The sequence below is a fragment of the Cytobacillus stercorigallinarum genome (assembly GCF_014836495.1).
GTDB classification, from domain to species: domain Bacteria; phylum Bacillota; class Bacilli; order Bacillales; family Cytobacillaceae; genus Cytobacillus; species Cytobacillus stercorigallinarum.
In genome coordinates this window covers 58,496-76,672 of record NZ_JACSQT010000006.1, presented here as the reverse complement: position 1 = coordinate 76,672, position 18,177 = coordinate 58,496, and the positions used below count along the sequence as shown (strand labels likewise).

The following is an 18,177-nucleotide window of genomic DNA, read 5'->3' as shown; positions in this document are numbered from 1 at the left end:
ATTACAAGGAGTCATTATAATGAAAACTTATAAATTAACGGCTTTCGAACCAACCGGTGAAAAAATTCTTGATGAATCATTCGAATCAGCGAATGATCAAGAAGCAAAGGTGGCGGGTGAAAACCTGCTGAAAGAAAAAGGATTAGAAGAGAAAACCCATCGTTGTTCATCACCAGCAGGAAAGCTTATATTATTTCACCGCTAGACTTTTACTATACACCACGAAGTCAAATAAAGACACGCATGTTTCTGATAAAAACATGCGTGTCTTTCATTCCTTTTATTTCCCTGTGAATCGAGGCTGTCTTTTCTCAATAAAAGCGTTTATGCCTTCTTTATGATCAGCAGTTTTCCTCATTTGTGCTTGACCACTTTTTTCGAGCTCTAATAATTTTAATAGTAATGGGCGATTCTTATCTGTCAGTATTTTTTTTGTTTTAATCATTGCAAGGATTGGAAGATGACTCAGATGGTACACTTTTTTATTAATTGCTTCATCAAGATCATCACCTACGACTTCATGAACAAGTCTTCTCTTCAATGCTTCTTCAGCGTTCATCGGTTTCCCCTCCCAAATGAGATGCTTAGCTTGGTCGGGTCCTAACTTACTTTCAAGGAAAAAGTGGGAACCACCATCCGGGATTAACCCTATGCCAATAAAGTTCATCGCTAATTTACTATCCTTATGAGCATAAATGAAATCCGTAGCTAAAGCTAAACTCAACCCGAGTCCTGCAGCTGCACCTTTTATTGCGCTAATGGTGATTTTAGGCATACTATATAATGTAACAACTAACTCATTAATCGCATCCATTACAGCAGGGAAATCGCTTTCATTCGCTTCCATCAGCATCGTTTTAATGTCACCACCTGAAGAGAATGCTCTACCCGCCCCTTTCAAAACAACGATATCTATTTCCTCTAAATTACTTAACTCTTTCATTACAGCACCAAGTTCATGAATCATTTCCACATTAAGTGCATTTAATGACTCTGGGCGGTTCATTTCCACTTGTGCTACTCTTCCCTCAATCGAATAATTAACGGTCTTTGTATCAAAATCAAGCGTCATTCATTTTCCTCCTTAAGTTTGGATACCTCTATTATAAATAAAATATTTTTTATTTTCCAAATATAATTAAGTTTTTTAATAGAAAAATGAATGTCGCCTCATATTAAAAATAATTACTGATTAATTTTATCCATTTGATATTTTTCTCGTAAATCGCGTTTTAAAAATTTCCCTACAGATGTTTTTGGAATTTCATTAATGAAGATGACATCATCGGGAATCCACCATTTTGCAAATTGTGCGCTTAATGGCTGGAGCACTTCTTCAACTGTTACTTTCCCTTTATACTGTTCATGTAATACCACATAGGCTAGTGGGCGCTCTTGCCATTTTTCACTCGGAATACCAATAACAGCAGCTTCAAAAATGGCTTCATTAGCCATGAGTGCATTTTCTATGTCAACAGATGAAATCCACTCCCCACCACTCTTTATTAGATCCTTCGTGCGATCAACAATCTTTAAAAGTCCTTCTTCATCAATCGTGACAACATCTCCGGTATGAAGCCAGCCATCTTTAAAACTAGAGGCAGTCCGCTCGTCATTATAATATTCGGTTACAATCCACGGACCTCTTAAGCAGAGCTCGCCCATCTGCTTTCCGTCCCACTCTACTTCTACCCCTTTCTCGTTAACCACTTTCATCTCTAATCCCGGAACCAATAATCCTTGCTTGCTTCTCAACTCTAGTTTCTTTTCAAGATCTATATTTTCTTGATAGCTTTTCAAATTGGAGACAGTTGCAAGTGGACTTGTTTCTGTCATTCCATAGGCATGAAGAAACGGTATCTTATACTGTTCTTCAAACACTCTAATCATGGCTTTTGGTGCAGCAGATCCGCCACAAAGAATGCTCCTTAAAGAACTTAAATCATACTTTTTCGCTTGCAATTCTTTTAATAAACCAAGCCAAATAGTAGGCACACCTGCAGTAATGGTAATCTTATATTCTTCTATTAATTCTGCAATTAATTTAGGCGTAAATGCTGGACCAGGCATGATTAATTTTGTGCCGAACCACACCCCTGCAAAAGGTAAGCCCCATGCATTGACATGAAACATCGGTACGATAGGTAGGGCAATATCTTTTTCACTTACACCAACACTATCTGCTAAACCTAATGCTAAGCTATGGAGCACAATCGCTCGGTGAGAGTAGATGACCCCTTTAGGATTTCCGGTGGTCGCCGATGTATAACACATCCCAGCCGGGTCATTTTCATCTAAATCATCTGGATATTGATAATTGGGATCAGCCTCTTCTAGTAGTCTTTCATAATTATATGCTGGAGATAGAGTTGTAGTTGGAGGTTCCTTATGGTCACTCATAATGATAAATGCTTTTACATTGGAAAGTTCGTCCCTACATTGTTCAATTAATGGAACTAACTCTTCATCTATGAGGAGAATTTTATCTTCTGCGTGATTAATAATATAGCTGATATGCTGAGACGAGAGTCTAATATTAATTGTATGCAACACCGCTCCACTACAAGGAATCGCAAAATATGCTTCCAAATGGCGATGATGGTTCCAGGCAAATGTCCCTACCTTCTCCCCTCTTTTAATACCAAGCCTTTGTAAACTTGAAGCAAGTCTTCGTGTTCGTTCAGCCATTTCTTTATACGTAAATGTTTGCATACCACCTGCTGTTCTAGATATAATCTCTTTTTTTGCGAAAAACGTTTCTGCTCTTTTGATCATCTGTCCCATCGTCAAAGAAGAATGCTTCATCACCAATCGCCTCCCATTTAGTAACCGCTTACATCATTCATAGATGTATATGCGCTTTTGTACCTATTACATTCTTGTTTTTTTAATAAAATCCTCTATTAAAGTGCGATTATTAAATCTGCTCTTTTTAAAAGCAAAAAAGCTGCACCTAAAGCAAAGGTACAGCTCACATTATTCTGCTTATATAGATTTCGCCTCAATATTAAAAAGCTCATTTAACATAGCGATTTTTTTATCTGTGTATTCAACAAAACTTTCATTGTAGGATTTAGGATCTTTCGGATTTGCGAAGTGAGTAATTTTACCTGTCTCAGGATGGATAAACTTACTTGCTGCCCCGCAACCAATTCCGATAATCGTTTGCATTTCTTCCATAATCATAATATTGTAGAGACTTTCTTGTTTCGGTAACGCATAGCCAACGTTCTCTAAATTTCCTAAAATATTTTTTTGTCGATACAAATAGTAGGGCTCATAATGATGTTCAGCTGTCCACTCTTCAGCCATATTCATCATTCTTTCTGCTTCTTCGCGGTCAGCCACCTTATATTTCTGACGGTTCTTTGTCATTTCAGAAGCTCTTTTAAAAGATAATGTATGGACTGTCAGCGACTCGGGTAGTAACTGCTTTGTTTCATTTAATGAGTGGGCAAACTCTGTTGTGCCTTCATTTGGCAAGCCAATGATTAGATCCATATTAATATTGTTCATCCCCATACTTCTCGCCAGGTGGAACTTATCAATTGTTTCTTCAACCGTATGATGCCTACCTATCGCTTTTAACGTTTCTTGTGTATAAGATTGTGGATTGATACTGATACGGTCAATATTCCACTTTTTTAATACATTTAACTTATCAGCTGTAATTGTATCCGGTCTACCTGCCTCGACCGTAATTTCCCGAATCTGACTCACATCTGGAAACGACTCAACCATTTCTTCATATAGAAGATCCATTTCCTCTGCTGTAATACTTGTTGGCGTGCCTCCACCATAGTATACGGTTGTCACCTTTATGTCATTTTCCTTTAACCATTCCCCCATATGTCTCATTTCATAATGAAGGCCAGCTAAGAAAGAATCGACTCTACCTTGTTTACCACCAATTGCATAAGCAGGGAATGTACAATAAGCACACTTTGTTGGGCAAAAGGGAATGCCAATGTAGATACTGACTTCCTTTTTTAATTCATAAAGATCTGGAATCGCCGTTAATTGTCGTGCAACGATTTTTTCCATTAGATTAATTTTTTCATCTGAAATTAAATAATCTCTTTTCAAAGCTTGATGAGCCTCTTCCTTACTACTTCCAGACATCATATGACGATGATAAAGCTTTGTCGGCCTTATTCCGGTTAATATGCCCCACTTCTGGATAATGCCTGTCCAATCCTGTAAAACAGTTAAATAAACATGGGAAGCTGCATACTTTAATTGATTAAAGTATTCTTTTTCTGTCTCATACGCTTTAAGTTGCTTTCTATAATTAGCGGTAAACACTTCTTCCTCGTTCGTAGTAAGCGTAACACTCATGTTAATTTCTCCGCGTACTTCATAGTGGAAAGATACAACTACATCTGCACCCTCATTTTTATCAAGTTTTACAGAGCATTCTTCGAAAAACAAATTACCAATTAACTGCAACGGTCTTATATAACGGTTATCATTCAAACCTAAAATAGATATATTCATTTTTATCACCTTTATACTTTCTCTTCATCAAACTTCTTTAAGTTTACAAAAAAAAGACCTTACGGGTCAATCTTCATTCGAAAGGGTCATTTTAGTTTGTCATTTTGTTAACTCTGATTCAGAGTTGATCTTTTTTTAAAAGCATAAAAACCCCTCAATCCCTGCAAATTGTAACCATACGAATAAGAAGCTCTGAAGGTAGCAAATTCTTCTACCACCTTCAGAGCTTCTACCTTACTTCAAAAGATTCATTTTCCTTAAAAATTGAATAGGATGCTGTTTGCGAAAATGCTCTTTCACCATATATGTTACACCATGTTCATCATTTGTTCTTGTTACCCAATCAGCCTGCTTTTTTAAGATATGAGGAGCATTTCCCATCGCTACGCCTAAGCCTGCCCCTTCAATCATCTGCAAATCATCATAGCCATCTCCAATGACTACAATTTCTTGCGGTCCAATACCGAGTTCCTTACTTAATCTCAATAAACCATTCCATTTGGAAACGCCATAAGGGACAATATCTAAACGAGAGTCATTTAATTGGGTGATAGCAATTTCCTCATCATACATGACAGCTAATGCTTTTTTGGCATGTATAAGATCGTCGGTATTTTCAAAATAAATTTCAATTTTTGGTGGCTTCACTGGATCTTCTAGCAAATTTTCACTCAAGGACTCAACAAACTGATGAGAATAAAAAACAGGGTCACCTGTTGAGAACACCGTTTTAGCGAGAATATTATTATTTGTTTTTGTCTTATTTGCTAGGGAAAACTTTTCATGCACAAGTCTTATTTGGCATGGGAAACCTTCTAATAAACGTACAATATCAAAGGTTACTTCTTTTTTAATTCGCTTCACTTCAATTGGTTGTTCTAACTTTTCCGCTGTATAAGCACCAGCTGATGTCACAAGAATGGAATTTAATTTTAATGCTTTAGCCACTTTCTTAGCCGATGGAAAACTTCTCGCTGTTACTAACGTCACATAAATTCCTTTTTGCTGGACGTATTCAATTGCTTCCTTTGTTGATTTATGCAGCCTTCCGTTACTTTGAAGAAGGGTACCATCAATATTTATAGCTAAGAGACGATAAATCATCTTTTTGCCCCCTATTCTGGATGAAAATTGTCCTTATGACACTTTTATGTACCTGAAACAGAAAATAGAACAGGAAGATTTAGAGTAAATGAAGCTTATTCTCTTTTTGACTATAAACTTATCTGGTTATCCCTCCGGCTCTTATTTGGATATAGACATTCACATCTTAAAGAAGAAATTGAGTTGTTAAATCTGCACGCAAAAAAACACAAACTTTGCTGTTGAAAGCAAGGTTTGTGTTTTTGCCATTAGAGCTAAGTCTAACTCATATCTTACTCGGCTGCACCATATAAATCTTCAAGGGGCTTCATGATTGTTTTGTTTAAGTCTGTAATCACTTCGCTCATTTTTTGTTCATCTGCCATTAGTTTAGAAATCAGTTCGTGTTGTTGTACAAGTGCAACTGTTTTTTGCGCTTGATCCACTTCTTCTTGTGTGATTTCTTGACCAGACATTTGCTTCTGTTGCAACTGTATTTGAATATTTCTAAAGTTATCAAACATCGATTTAGCTGATGGATCTGCATTCACCTTATCATAAGAATCCTTTAAGCTTTGATATTCATTGCTTTCACGGATTGCCTTTTCTAATGCGATTGCTGCGTCTTGTAAATTATTTGCCAAATTGAACACTTCCTTTTCATAGACTTCCCCCACTATAACAGACAATGGAAGTAAAATCGAGGGAAAACCTATAATTGATAAGGATTTATAATATCCAAATGGCAGAAATACCTTGAAACACACCTACTAGACCACCCAGTAAGGCACCTAGAAATGTAATCATTCTTAATTCCTTATTAATAATCGAGAACACCATTTCCTCTAACCTTTCAACAGAAAATGAGTCCACCTGTTCTTTTACAATTTCATTGAGCTTCATTTTTTCCATTAAAACTGATATTTTATCAGCTAATAGTTTACTTAATCCAACTGAAGCTTTCGGGATAAGTTCAGAAATGATATAAGGTCTTATCGTTGCTGTTAGTTGACTAATTGGCATTTGAAATATTTCATGAACTTGAACGAATCGGAAAACAGTCTGCTTGATGAATTGAAGAAGGCTATCTCTTCCTATCTTTTCTTCAAACTCAGCAGTTCTTTTGTCTAATAATTTTCGCCATTCTTTTCTAAGGAGTGATGTTAACAGCTCCTCTGTCCCAGGATGATTTAAGAATTTTATGATTTCAGGTTGGAGTTTTTCCCCTAATTTCACATTACCTAAAAACATTTGTAGCATACTTTTAATCATACCACTTCGTTTTTGGACAAAATCATCGGCCATCCTTTGAATACTTTCTTTTCCTTCTTCACTTGCGAAATAATTCTTTGCTGATTGTACAATCCAATTGCTTAGTTGTGGCAACTCACCCTCCACTTTACCTACCAGCTTTTGTGGAATGATTTCTTTAATAGCTACATCTTGATTTTCACGCATCCAATTTTCATATTTAATCTCTAAAAACGTACCTATCTTATCCTCAGCCATTTTTGCCGGTTCGTTTATATCTAATTGTTCCAACAGTTGCTCTAACGTTTCTTCTGTTTTCAATTTCTTTTCTACTTCTACAGCAGCAAATTGCGTCAGCATAGATTGAAAACGTTCATTTTGTAGTTTCTTTTGTATCCCTTCTGGTGTTAACAAATGATTAATGACAAGCTTACCCATTTGTTCGGCCATCTCACCTCTACGTTTAGGAATCAAACCTGGGGTAAAAGGAAGACGCCATTTCCCAATATAAATTGCCTTATATGGCTTAAATATCATTTTAATGGCTAAATAATTTGTAACTCCTCCAATGATGGCACCAGTAGCCACCATCATAAACAGGGTCGTGAAAATTTCTTTCATTCCGCTCTCTACCTTTCTTCTTTCACCAAATTCTTTGTGCAATCGCACCAATTTACCTTGCCATTCATAAGATAGCGTATCAGCATTCGCCTAGATTTTTATTATATAATTACTCGCTTCGTGCGGGCAAATGGGGATTCATGATGACACGATATACAAACATTAAAATTAGAGTTCTTCCATATGAAAATAAGATGGTTCTAGAGCTCAACCCAGCATTAGCAAAACATTTACTAATTACTAATGAGGAGAGCATCCTTTTATCATTAGGACAAAAACAATTAACCATTCGCATCATTTATCGTCAAGTAGATGAAAAGGAACTGTTCATTAGTCAATCTGTATTCGATTATTTCAATATACCACTTGAAGGCCACCTTATGCTTGTTAATTATATTGTTCAAAGCAAGGTATTGTCACTCGGGCCAATTATTGCTATCATGACTGACTTTTTTGAAATTGCAGATCAATCTCCTCCACATTTTCGCACCATACATCAATTTTGCCAAGAAATCAATCAAACGGTTGACCTTTTAGGAGGAATTACTTATGTTTGTCATCCCAAAGATATTAAAGAAACAGAAGTCCTTGGTTATATAAATATCGAGGGAGAATGGAAGAAACAACTACTCCCATTGCCTGATGTTATTTATAACCGTGTTCACTCTAGAAAGATTGAAAACTCACCTAGCTTTAAAAACCTAAAAAATCTACTATACAAATATGCCATCCCCTTTTTTAATGAACAATTTTTATCAAAGAAAGAGGTATATGAATACTTATTCGACGAAACCCATTTACGTACCTATTTACCAGAAACAGAAAATTATTCGAAAGAACAGTTACTTCATTTTATCCAAAAGTATTCATCTATCTTCATAAAACCTGTAAATGGACGTCAGGGCAAACAAATTATTCATATACGGAAAAATAATGATTCGTACACCGTTGGCTACTCATCGGGAAAAAAGGCAAGAACAGCTCACCATTTCCATCATATTGAGCGCTTCATATCGCAATTTGAGAAGGAGCATCACACAAGTAATTATATTATCCAAGAAGGAATACCACTAATTCAACTCAACAAAAGACCGATTGACTTTCGCATTCTATGTCATAAAAATAGGCAAAACATATGGAAGGTTACTTCTACTGTAGCCCGAATCTCTAATGCAGAACAATTTGTATCCAATCTTGCACAGGGCGGGGAAATGAGAAAACCATTAGCACTTTTAACTACACTATTTGATAAAACCACAGCAAGACAAATATTAGCATTAATGAAAGAGATTTCAATAGAACTATGCACAATGATTGATCAAAAAACATTTGGCCTTTATGGGGAACTTGGTATTGATATAGGCGTTGATTATGAAGGCCAATTGTGGATGATTGAAGCAAACTCTAAGCCATCTAAACAAATGGATAGTCAATTTAATCAGATTAGACCCTCTGCAAGAGCACTTGTAGAGTACTGCACTTTTTTAGCTTTTTCAACATGATCATTAGGAGGAGAAATCAGCATGAAAACACTTGGTATTATGACTCTTTATGAAACAAGTGAAAGGACCTATATCACAGCGATTGCTTCACAAGCTAAACATCATGGCTATCAATGCTTTCGTTTTATCCCGAAAAACATACTACCACACAATAATGAAGTAAATGGAGAGCGATTTAATGAAGAAACAGAGCTATGGGAGTCGGCGATTTTTCCGTTACCTGAACTGTTATATGACCGCTGCTTTTATCAAGAAGATGATCATTCAAAAAAATGCAAAGTCATTACTAATTGGTTAAAAAATAGTGGTAAGACTCAATTCTTAGGTCAAGGACTTCCAAATAAACTAGAAATATATGATGCATTAAAACATTCTAGACTCGCTCCTTATTTACTGCATTCAGATTCATTCACTTCAGCAAAATCTTTCATTAAACAATTAAAAAAGCAGGCTCCACTCGTATTAAAGCCAGTAAACGGTTCACAAGGTATAGGTATTTATGTTATCTCAATCGAAGGTGACTCAGTGATTATCAAAACTGACAAAGGCTCTAAACAGATTAAACAAACACTTCCCATTCATAAAGCAATGGTCTGGCTAGAGAGGCTGACAAAGAGATATCAATATCTCATCCAACCTTTTTTATTACTCGTTGACCAACAGAATCGCCCGTTTGATTTACGCGTTTTTTTGCAAAAAGATGCATACGGTGAATGGAAAGAACGAGCAAGAGCCATGCGAACTGGTCATGAAAATGGCATTATCTCTAATTTAAGTGCTGGTGGAACAACTTCCCCTTATGAGCGTTGGTTAGATAGTATTCCAAAAAGCCAAAAGTCGTTTTTACAAGAAGAATTAAAAGAAATATTATTTATTCTTCCCTCAATTATGGAATCATGCTTTTCTACACTATTTGAACTCGGTATTGATATTGGAATTGATCAAGAAGGTGGCATCTGGATTCTTGATATTAACTCTAAACCAGGGAGAAAATTGGTTTTACAAACAAACCCACAATTAGCTGATGTCCTTTACACTTCTCCATTTAAGTATGGGGACTATCTATTATCACAGCAGGCTTTAACTGAAAGGAAGTGAAAAAATGAAGAATCAAACATTTATGATAGATATCTCATCAGATGATAGAGGCTGTGTATTCTTGCCAAACCATTTAAATCTAGATACTGCCCTTTACAAATTAAATTTCGGTACAGTTACCATTGATGCAAAATTTAAGCAACAACCAAGCTCAAAGCAATCAATCACCATCAGTGAGGATCTCGCTACAAACATTTTCTTCCCTTATGTCAAGCATCCGCTTCATATTTTCATACATGATGAAACCTTAACAATTGGACCCCTTGTTGGTATCTTCACGTCAGGGTTTACACCATTTCCTATGCGACCTATCGGTGATCGCTCCATTATTTTTTCTAAACTCTTATCTGTAAGTTCTAGTGTCGGTGCAATTCCGTTCGTATTTGGGGAGAAGCATATCAATTGGGATACAGGCACTATCCAAGGTTTATTCTATTTACAAAATGGATGGAAGACCATTGAAGTGCCTTTCCCAAACGTCATATATGATCGTCTTCCAAATAGAAAGAGTGAACGGCAAAAACAACAAAAAGAAGCCAAAGCACGATTAGAGCAAGAATATTTAATTCCTTGGTATAACCCAGGCTTTTTCAATAAAATGGATATTTATGATCGTTTATTTCAAGTGGAAGAAATTTCGGAGTATTTACCTGAAACACAGCCATTTAGCTCCTATTCCGCAATTGAAAATATGCTTTCCAAATATAGTCATATATACATTAAACCAATGAATGGCAGTTTAGGATTAGGTGTTCATCAGATTATTTATAACAAGCAAGACAGTGTTTATTATTGTCGGTACAGAGATTTAAAAGCCGGTATGAACAAACTGAAGAAATTCTCTAGTCTTGAAGGGTTAATGAAGCATATTTTTGCAGGTAAAAACCTCGAAAGAATGATTATCCAACAGGGTATTTATTTGCTGAAGAAAGAGAAATGCTCCATTGATTTTCGTGTCCACACGAATAAAGATTCCACAGGACAGTGGAACGTTACTGCTTGTGCAGCAAAAGTGGCTGGAAACGGAAGTGTTACAACCCATGTAAAAAGTGGAGGTACCATTCAATCATTAGATGAAATTTTCGAAGATCCAATTGAAAGAAAAGAAATTGCAAAGAAATTGCAAACAGCTTCATTAAAATTAAGCGAAGCAATAGAAAACAATATGGAAGGTCTTGTCGCAGAAATAGGATTTGACTTAGGTATCGACCAGAAAGGGAAAGTTTGGTTTTTTGAAGCAAATTCTAAACCAGGACGCTCAATCTTTACACATCCAAGTATGAAAAAATTTGATTTTTTAACACGTAAGCTTTCTTTAGCCTATAGTATCTATTTAACAGAACAAGCAATGAAAAGCCCTGAGGCATTATTTAAATGAGTACTACCTACTATGACCCCTTATCCCAAAAGTGGTATCATGCGCAAGAAAAAATGTTTGGAAAAAATAAAATAAAAACAGAAAAACTCTTTCATTATTCAAAAAAATGGGTGCCATTCTCATTAAATGAAGATTCTCACCGTATCGGTCCAATTATAGGAATCTTAACAAGCAAAGGAAAAAACAAAAAATTAGCGGGCAATGGTCCGCTATTTTTATCTCTTGTGCAACATTTTTTTAAGATAGGCGCATTATCCATCGTCTTTACGCAAGAAGATTTAGGAAATTCACTTATGACTGGCTATACATTTCATCCTGCTCTAGGGAAATGGATACAGGTCTCATCCCCATTACCAGATGTCGTATATAACCGTATTCCTTTTCGCAACCTAGAAGAAGATACTGATTTTGCTGCACTTACATCACTCTTACAAAAACATAATATTCCTTTTTTCAATCCCTGTTTTATTAACAAATTGGAAATGCACCATTTATTAAAACAATCTCCCACATTAAAACCTTTATTACCAGAAACTACGTTATTAACTTCTAAAAAAATGCTACATGATTGGATGGAAGATAAACAAGATATATATATCAAACCCGTAAGTAGTTCGAAAGGAAAGGGGATCTTTCGAATCTTCGCACAGGAAAATCACTATTTAATGGAAGGGGTTCATCTAACAAAACAGCTCGCGACCTTTAACGAATTATGGCATGAATTAAAAATTTATTTAGCTAAAGGTCCATATATCATACAAGAAGCGATTGAACCAGCATTATATAATGGTTCAAGGTATGATTTTAGAATATTATCGCATAAGACAGAGAACCATTTTATCATTTCTGGCATCGGTATAAGGCAATCTAGCAATCACCAACAAGTAACAACACATGTCCCTCACGGCGGGAAGATACTGCCTTATGAACTGCTCGCTAAAGAAGATGATGATATATTTTTTAATGCCATAATACAAGAGGTCGGTCATTTATTTAATGAACACCTTGGTTTATTTGGAGAATTCTCATTAGATATTGGTAAAGATGTTAATGGGAAATTCTACTTGTATGAGGTAAATTCAAAGCCTATGAGTTTTGATGAAGAGCATATTGAAAACAAACGAATAAAAGCCATTTGTCACTTATGTATGCAATTAAGTGGTTTTCCCATTTTTCCTCATTAATTTATGTTTATTTTCATTTCAGAACTCCTCTATTCAAGTTAAAATGAGAATAAGGAGGAGTAATCATGATTTCACATTTTCAATTTCAATCATTATATGAAAACAAAGAATTACCAGGCTGGAAATTTTCTTTTTTTCATTATGGCAAAAAGTATTTAGGTATTTATCATCGTGATGGAAAAATCGAATGGTTATCCACTATTCCTGACCAAAATCATGAGGAGAAATTAAAAAGCCATATACACGAACTCATGCTTTACCATGTGTATGACCGGTAAAGAATTGTGGAAGAATATGAATCCATTCTTCTGAAATTAAGGAGGTTCGATTATGGCAAACAAAAAAGACGATATAAAAAAAGATTTACCATATGAAGGACGTGATGAAGTCTTCCTCGATGTTGATCGTTATATTAACGAAGGGATGTCCGGAGGTACTGTGCATGTTAGCGGGGAATACACGAATATCGAAGAAGCAAGAGAAATAGAAAAAGAACAACCTCCGCATTGCTGTGACGAAGAATAGAGTAAAAAGGAACGATTGCTTACAATCGTTCCTTTCCTTTTACAAAACACCTTATCTACTTTTCACAATCATGTTAACAGCTTGTTGTATCGCTTCTTCTGCATTTTTATCTTCGGCATCTGCTTCTCTTATACAAGCCTCCAAATTCTTTGCGACGACATAACCAATCGTTCGGTCAACGCCTGAGCGAATAGCTGACAGCTGTGTCACCACATCTTTACAATGTTGCTCTTCTTCCATCATACGCAATACGCCTCTCACTTGACCTTCTAATCTTTTAAGCCTGTTTTTCATATCCTCTGTGTAATGCATTTATTCACCTTCTAACCTCATTTTCAATGATTAGGGTATTCATCATTAATCAATAATTTTTAATGACGTTTAAATTGATGATTTATATTATATCATGTTTCCTTTGTTTCTCCCTATGCACGATATCAAGACAACAAAACTTTATTAGGAAATAATTCCCTAAACATATTCAGGCATAATCTTTTAGATTTCATCCATAATAACTATTACAAGCGGCAAACACGCTTAAAACTTCTACAACGATGGGTTCAACCAAATATGGTGCAAAGAAAATTGCGTTGGTTCACTACCAACTGACCCAGCCAAAAAAAAAAATTTAGAGGAGTGGAAACACAATGGCAAACCAATCTTCAAATCAATTAGTAGTACCTGGAGTATCTCAAGCTTTAGATCAAATGAAGTACGAAATCGCAAGTGAATTCGGAGTTAACCTTGGTGCTGAAACAACATCTCGTGCGAACGGTTCTGTAGGTGGAGAAATTACTAAGCGTCTTGTTCAAATGGCTGAACAACAACTTGGTGGCGGAAAGTTCTAAGTTGCAAAACTTAATAATATGGATTAGCCCCCTATCATCTAGGGGGCTTTATTTGTTTAGATCATTTTTTCTGGTACGACCCATTCATCATATTGATCTTCAGTAATATATCCTGATTTTAATGCTGCTTCCTTCAATGTTGTCTCCTCTTTAAAAGCTAATTTAGCAATTTCAGCTGCCTTTTCGTACCCGATATGGGGATTTAAAGCTGTCACTAACATGAGGGATTGATCAACAAAAAGAGAAATTTTTTCAGTATTAGCTTCTAAACCAACGATGCAATTTTTATTAAATGAATTCATACCATCACTAAGTAATGTAATACTTTGTAGCAAATTAAAAATAATTACTGGCTTAAAGACATTTAATTCAAAATTCCCTTGACTTGCAGCAAAGCCTATCGTTGCATCATTTCCAAATACTTGACTTGAAATCATTGTCAACGCTTCACTTTGTGTTGGATTTACTTTTCCTGGCATAATTGAACTTCCTGGTTCATTAGCGGGGATCGTTAATTCTCCAATCCCACTTCTTGGTCCACTCGCAAGCCATCTAACATCATTAGCAATCTTCATCAAATCTGCAGCTAAACCTTTTAATGTGCCATGAAGATGAACAATCTCACTATGACTTGTTAGTGCTTGAAATTTATTAGGAGAAGAAGTGAACGAGAGCTTCGTTAATTTAGAAATCTCATTAGCCATTTTTTCTCCAAACGAAGGATCAGCATTAATTCCTGTTCCGACAGCAGTTCCACCAATAGCCAGTTCCCCTAGTGCTTGTTTCGCTTCATTGATAAGACGCTCATCCTTCTCTAACATATAACGCCAACCACTTATCTCTTGTCCTAATGTAAGTGGAGTTGCATCTTGAAGATGAGTTCTTCCTATTTTCACGATATCTGCAAAATCGTTTTCCTTCTGTAAGATAACTTCTTTTAAACTAATAAGGGCAGGAATTAAATGCTTCTCCACACTATTCATTGCCGCAATATGCATCGCTGTTGGAAAAGTATCATTAGAGCTTTGCGACATGTTTATATCATCATTCGGGTGAATGGAAATATCTTTATTACCTAATAACTCATTTGCTCGTCTCGCAACGACTTCATTAACATTCATATTTGTTTGCGTTCCACTTCCTGTTTGCCATACAGCTAAAGGAAAATGTTCATCATATTTGCCAACTAACACTTCATCACACGCTGCAATAATTGCATTTTTCTTTTCTTCTGATAACTTTTCTAATTCGTAATTGACGATCGCTGCTGAACGTTTAATCGTAGTAAAAGCATAAATTAACTCTAATGGCATTTTTTCAATACCTATTTTGAAATTATTGCGACTTCTTTCTGTTTGTGCCCCCCAATATTTTTCAGCAGGCACATTAATTTCGCCAATCGTATCTTTTTCTACACGATATTCAGTCATCTTACTACCTCCCAAAATTCTCTCCTGTCTATTACTTTCCTATTTCAAGACATTTTAAAATAGGTTTATTCAAGCTTCATCTTTAGTTTTACATTCCTAATTAACAGAATCAAGTTATTCGACTTTTCTATTAATAATATCGAGAATTTAAATGTGAATACAATCTAAATGCAAAATGTTTAACTTAAAAAGAAAGGGGTAATTTTTTATTAAATTCTTTTATAAAGGAGTTACATATCATGAATAGAAAAATAATCTCTTCCAGTTTAAAATTTGAAAAATCATTAGCTATAAAGAAAATGATTGCTATATACCAAACTGCAACTAAATATGACGGTACAATTTACTTTCTTTATCAACATAATGTAGTGATTCCTTCTCACTTATCAAAGCTCGTAACCTTTCTTATGATGGTCCGTCCGAAAGACGAATTGAAAGTGATTGTGGAAGGCACTGAACCAGAAGAAATACTTAATCAAATTAAAACATTGTGTACTGATGATGCTCACTTTACAGCCGAGAATCAAAATTTATTATTGAACAAAAGTGTTCATGTATAAGATATCTTATTCAGTAAAGGATTAGGGAAATAGGATATCTAATGAGATTATTATACTTTCTCATTAGATTTTTCACTATTTCCCTTTCCAAGCTACTCTCATTTTAATTAAACCAATCAAAAAACTGATTTTTTTTATCTTCTAACCACTTTCTTATTTCATCCCTTTGTTCTTGTTTCTCCTTATTACGTTGTTTCTTGTTATATTCATCATCGATTTTATCGACATTAAAGCTTTCAACCGATTTTCCTTGAAGCACCTTCCCCATGACTTCCTTGAAAATTGGTGCAGTGCCTTCACTACTACTCGTCGTTAAATAATGATGACGATCACTCTGATCATAACCAACCCAGATAGCACCTACTAGATGAGGAGTATAACCAACAAACCATTGATCTTTAGTCCCACTTAAACCTTCAATTCCCAACTGTGTTGAACCCGTTTTCCCTGCGATTTCCACTCCATCAACTTTAGCAGCTTTCCCTGTACCATAATCGACTACACCTAATAGCATTGCTGTCACTTGATTTGCCGTCCGTTCAGAGATGACTCTTTTCTTTTTACTTTCCCATTGAACGAAAGGCTCATCAGATTGTGTTTTTATTTCAATAATTGTATGAGCTTCTTCTTTCTTACCATCATTGGCGAAAACACTATAAGCTTCAGCCATTACTTTAGGCGATACGGGGCGGCTTGTTCCACCTAAGGCAAGAGCTAGCCCTCCATCCAATACATTCTTAGGGATGCCGAATTGTTCGGCCATCTTCTTTCCAGTCTCTACACCTATTTCATTATATAACCATACAGCCGGTAAATTGATGGAATGCATCATAGCCTCATACATTGCGACTTCACCCAAATATTGGTTATTATAATTGTTTGGAGCATACTCACCGAATGATAATTTTTCATCGTTCAACATATCTGTATTTTCCCATCCAGCTTCAATTGCCGCAGCATAAGGAATAATCGGTTTCATCGTTGAACCTGGCTCTCCCACAGGGTGAATGGCTCTATTATGTCCAAGAAGCGTATGCTCACCTCTTCCACCAACTAAAGCACGAATTCCACCCGTTTTAGGATCCATTAATATCATCCCACTTTGAACAGGTCTATCCCCTGTTGTTGAAGGAAAGATTTCATCATTTTGATAAGTAGACTCTATATCAGCTTGCATATTAGGGTCTAGTTCGGTATATATTTGATAGCCTTGTGTTAACAACTCATCTAATGTGAGATCATATTGATTCATTGCTTCTTCTAGAACTGCATCAATATAATAAGGGTACCTTCCTTTTATTGGATCAGCTTCCCCTTCTTTAAAACTCATTTCTACCTTTATTGCCTGATTCATTTCCTCTTCATTAATGTATCCATGTTCCTTCATTTGCCTTAAAACAAGATTTTTTCTTGCTATTGCCTTTTGTTTATCATTGTAAGGGTTAATCACAGAAGGTGCTTTAATTAAACCAGCCAACAATGCAGATTCACTTAACGATAATTCGTCTAACTCTTTAGCAAAGTATTTATTAGCTGCTTTTTTTACCCCATACGCACCTTCACCAAAATAAATTCTATTCAAATACATTTGAAGTATATCTTCTTTACTATATTGGCGCTCTACTTCTCTAGCTATAAAAAACTCCTGTAGCTTTCTGTCATATGATTTTTCTGCTGTTAGAAGCTCATTTTTCACTAGTTGTTGAGTGATTGTACTTCCACCTTCAACAATTCTACCTGCTTTGATATTGCTGAAAAAAGCGCGGCCAATTCCTTGATAATCTATGCCTTCATGTTGAAAAAAACGATGATCCTCTATAGCAATAACAGCTTGGATGAGTGATTCGGGGATCTCATCAAAGGCTACTCCTTCATTTTTATTCGCAGAAACCTTACTAGCCACTTCACCATTTTTATCATAAATAATGGTTGGCTTACTTAATTGACTATTTAAACCCTCAATATCATTGTTTGTTGCAAATGGAATGAGATAGATTAAACCCAAAAGAACCACCAGTGATACGAGTAATAATATTACCTGCCATATATGCAATTTCTTTATGACATTTTTCAACCAAATAAATGGTGTTTTTCCCCTTTTCATAATATCCCACCTTATGTTCCTAGCAAAAAAATTTCTATTATTATAGGATTATACTTCTTCAATAAGGGTAAAGTATAACATAAGACGAAAGGGTGA

18 protein-coding genes are annotated in these 18,177 nt (G+C 35.6%); 9 read left to right on the top strand and 9 right to left on the bottom strand.

Going from position 1 to position 18,177, the window contains the following annotated elements; genetic code table 11:
- Positions 1 to 19 precede the first annotated feature (19 nt).
- Complete coding sequence (locus H9655_RS13085; RefSeq protein ID WP_191814695.1) at positions 20 to 205, top strand: YhzD family protein; 186 nt, start codon at positions 20 to 22, stop codon at positions 203 to 205.
- Positions 206 to 280: 75 nt separating this feature from the next.
- Here H9655_RS13085 and H9655_RS13080 read toward each other — a convergent pair whose 3' ends face one another.
- The 6 genes from H9655_RS13080 to H9655_RS13055 form a co-directional block, all read right to left on the bottom strand.
- Positions 281 to 1,072 carry an enoyl-CoA hydratase gene (locus tag H9655_RS13080; RefSeq protein ID WP_191814693.1) on the bottom strand — a complete coding sequence of 264 codons (792 nt, stop codon included), beginning with the start codon at positions 1,070 to 1,072 and terminating at the stop codon, positions 281 to 283.
- A gap of 113 nt (positions 1,073 to 1,185) precedes the next feature.
- On the bottom strand, positions 1,186 to 2,805 hold the full coding sequence (locus H9655_RS13075) for a long-chain fatty acid--CoA ligase (RefSeq protein ID WP_191814691.1): 1,620 nt from the start codon (positions 2,803 to 2,805) through the stop codon (positions 1,186 to 1,188).
- 180 nt (positions 2,806 to 2,985) lie between these two features.
- A complete protein-coding gene (locus H9655_RS13070; protein WP_191814689.1) occupies positions 2,986 to 4,497 on the bottom strand; it encodes a coproporphyrinogen III oxidase in 1,512 nt (503 codons plus the stop codon).
- A 234-nt stretch (positions 4,498 to 4,731) separates the two neighbouring features.
- Positions 4,732 to 5,601, bottom strand: a complete 870-nt coding sequence (locus H9655_RS13065; protein WP_191814687.1) for a Cof-type HAD-IIB family hydrolase — start codon at positions 5,599 to 5,601, stop codon at positions 4,732 to 4,734.
- 272 nt (positions 5,602 to 5,873) lie between these two features.
- Complete coding sequence (locus H9655_RS13060) at positions 5,874 to 6,224, bottom strand: YlbF family regulator (protein WP_191814685.1); 351 nt, start codon at positions 6,222 to 6,224, stop codon at positions 5,874 to 5,876.
- An 85-nt stretch (positions 6,225 to 6,309) separates the two neighbouring features.
- A complete protein-coding gene (locus H9655_RS13055; RefSeq protein WP_191814683.1) occupies positions 6,310 to 7,452 on the bottom strand; it encodes a DUF445 domain-containing protein in 1,143 nt (380 codons plus the stop codon).
- Positions 7,453 to 7,595: 143 nt separating this feature from the next.
- Between H9655_RS13055 and H9655_RS13050 the strand changes: the two genes are divergently transcribed.
- From H9655_RS13050 to H9655_RS13025, 6 genes are all read left to right on the top strand, one after another.
- Entirely contained in the window at positions 7,596 to 8,954 is a 1,359-nt protein-coding gene (locus H9655_RS13050; RefSeq protein ID WP_191814681.1) for a YheC/YheD family endospore coat-associated protein, read from the top strand.
- A 21-nt stretch (positions 8,955 to 8,975) separates the two neighbouring features.
- The gene (locus H9655_RS13045; RefSeq protein ID WP_191814679.1) at positions 8,976 to 10,052 is read left to right on the top strand and encodes a YheC/YheD family endospore coat-associated protein; all 1,077 of its coding nucleotides are present in this window, start codon (positions 8,976 to 8,978) and stop codon (positions 10,050 to 10,052) included.
- A gap of 4 nt (positions 10,053 to 10,056) precedes the next feature.
- Positions 10,057 to 11,430 (top strand): YheC/YheD family endospore coat-associated protein, encoded by a 1,374-nt coding sequence (locus H9655_RS13040; protein ID WP_191814677.1) that lies wholly within the window; start codon positions 10,057 to 10,059, stop codon positions 11,428 to 11,430.
- Between the two features lie 53 nt (positions 11,431 to 11,483).
- Positions 11,484 to 12,614: a YheC/YheD family endospore coat-associated protein gene (locus H9655_RS13035; protein ID WP_225230629.1), complete on the top strand. Its 1,131-nt coding sequence runs from the start codon at positions 11,484 to 11,486 to the stop codon at positions 12,612 to 12,614.
- Positions 12,615 to 12,679: 65 nt separating this feature from the next.
- Positions 12,680 to 12,892, top strand: coding sequence for a YheE family protein (locus tag H9655_RS13030; RefSeq protein ID WP_191814673.1), 213 nt, complete (start codon positions 12,680 to 12,682; stop codon positions 12,890 to 12,892).
- Between the two features lie 52 nt (positions 12,893 to 12,944).
- Positions 12,945 to 13,139 carry a hypothetical protein gene (locus H9655_RS13025; protein WP_191814671.1) on the top strand — a complete coding sequence of 65 codons (195 nt, stop codon included), beginning with the start codon at positions 12,945 to 12,947 and terminating at the stop codon, positions 13,137 to 13,139.
- A 51-nt stretch (positions 13,140 to 13,190) separates the two neighbouring features.
- On the opposite strand, the gene H9655_RS13020 is transcribed toward H9655_RS13025, so the two are convergent.
- A complete protein-coding gene (locus H9655_RS13020) occupies positions 13,191 to 13,451 on the bottom strand; it encodes a metal-sensitive transcriptional regulator (protein WP_191814669.1) in 261 nt (86 codons plus the stop codon).
- A 335-nt stretch (positions 13,452 to 13,786) separates the two neighbouring features.
- Here H9655_RS13020 and H9655_RS13015 point away from each other — a divergent pair, with 335 nt between their 5' ends.
- The gene (locus H9655_RS13015; protein ID WP_191814667.1) at positions 13,787 to 13,987 is read left to right on the top strand and encodes an alpha/beta-type small acid-soluble spore protein; all 201 of its coding nucleotides are present in this window, start codon (positions 13,787 to 13,789) and stop codon (positions 13,985 to 13,987) included.
- A 56-nt stretch (positions 13,988 to 14,043) separates the two neighbouring features.
- Here the strand turns inward: H9655_RS13015 and fumC are convergent, their stop codons facing one another.
- Positions 14,044 to 15,417, bottom strand: a complete 1,374-nt coding sequence (gene fumC, locus H9655_RS13010) for a class II fumarate hydratase (protein WP_191814665.1) — start codon at positions 15,415 to 15,417, stop codon at positions 14,044 to 14,046.
- Between the two features lie 239 nt (positions 15,418 to 15,656).
- On the opposite strand from fumC, the gene H9655_RS13005 reads away from it, so the two are divergent.
- Entirely contained in the window at positions 15,657 to 15,977 is a 321-nt protein-coding gene (locus H9655_RS13005) for a hypothetical protein (RefSeq protein ID WP_191814663.1), read from the top strand.
- 103 nt (positions 15,978 to 16,080) lie between these two features.
- On the opposite strand, the gene H9655_RS13000 is transcribed toward H9655_RS13005, so the two are convergent.
- The gene (locus tag H9655_RS13000; RefSeq protein ID WP_191814661.1) at positions 16,081 to 18,081 is read right to left on the bottom strand and encodes a transglycosylase domain-containing protein; all 2,001 of its coding nucleotides are present in this window, start codon (positions 18,079 to 18,081) and stop codon (positions 16,081 to 16,083) included.
- Positions 18,082 to 18,177 lie beyond the last annotated feature (96 nt).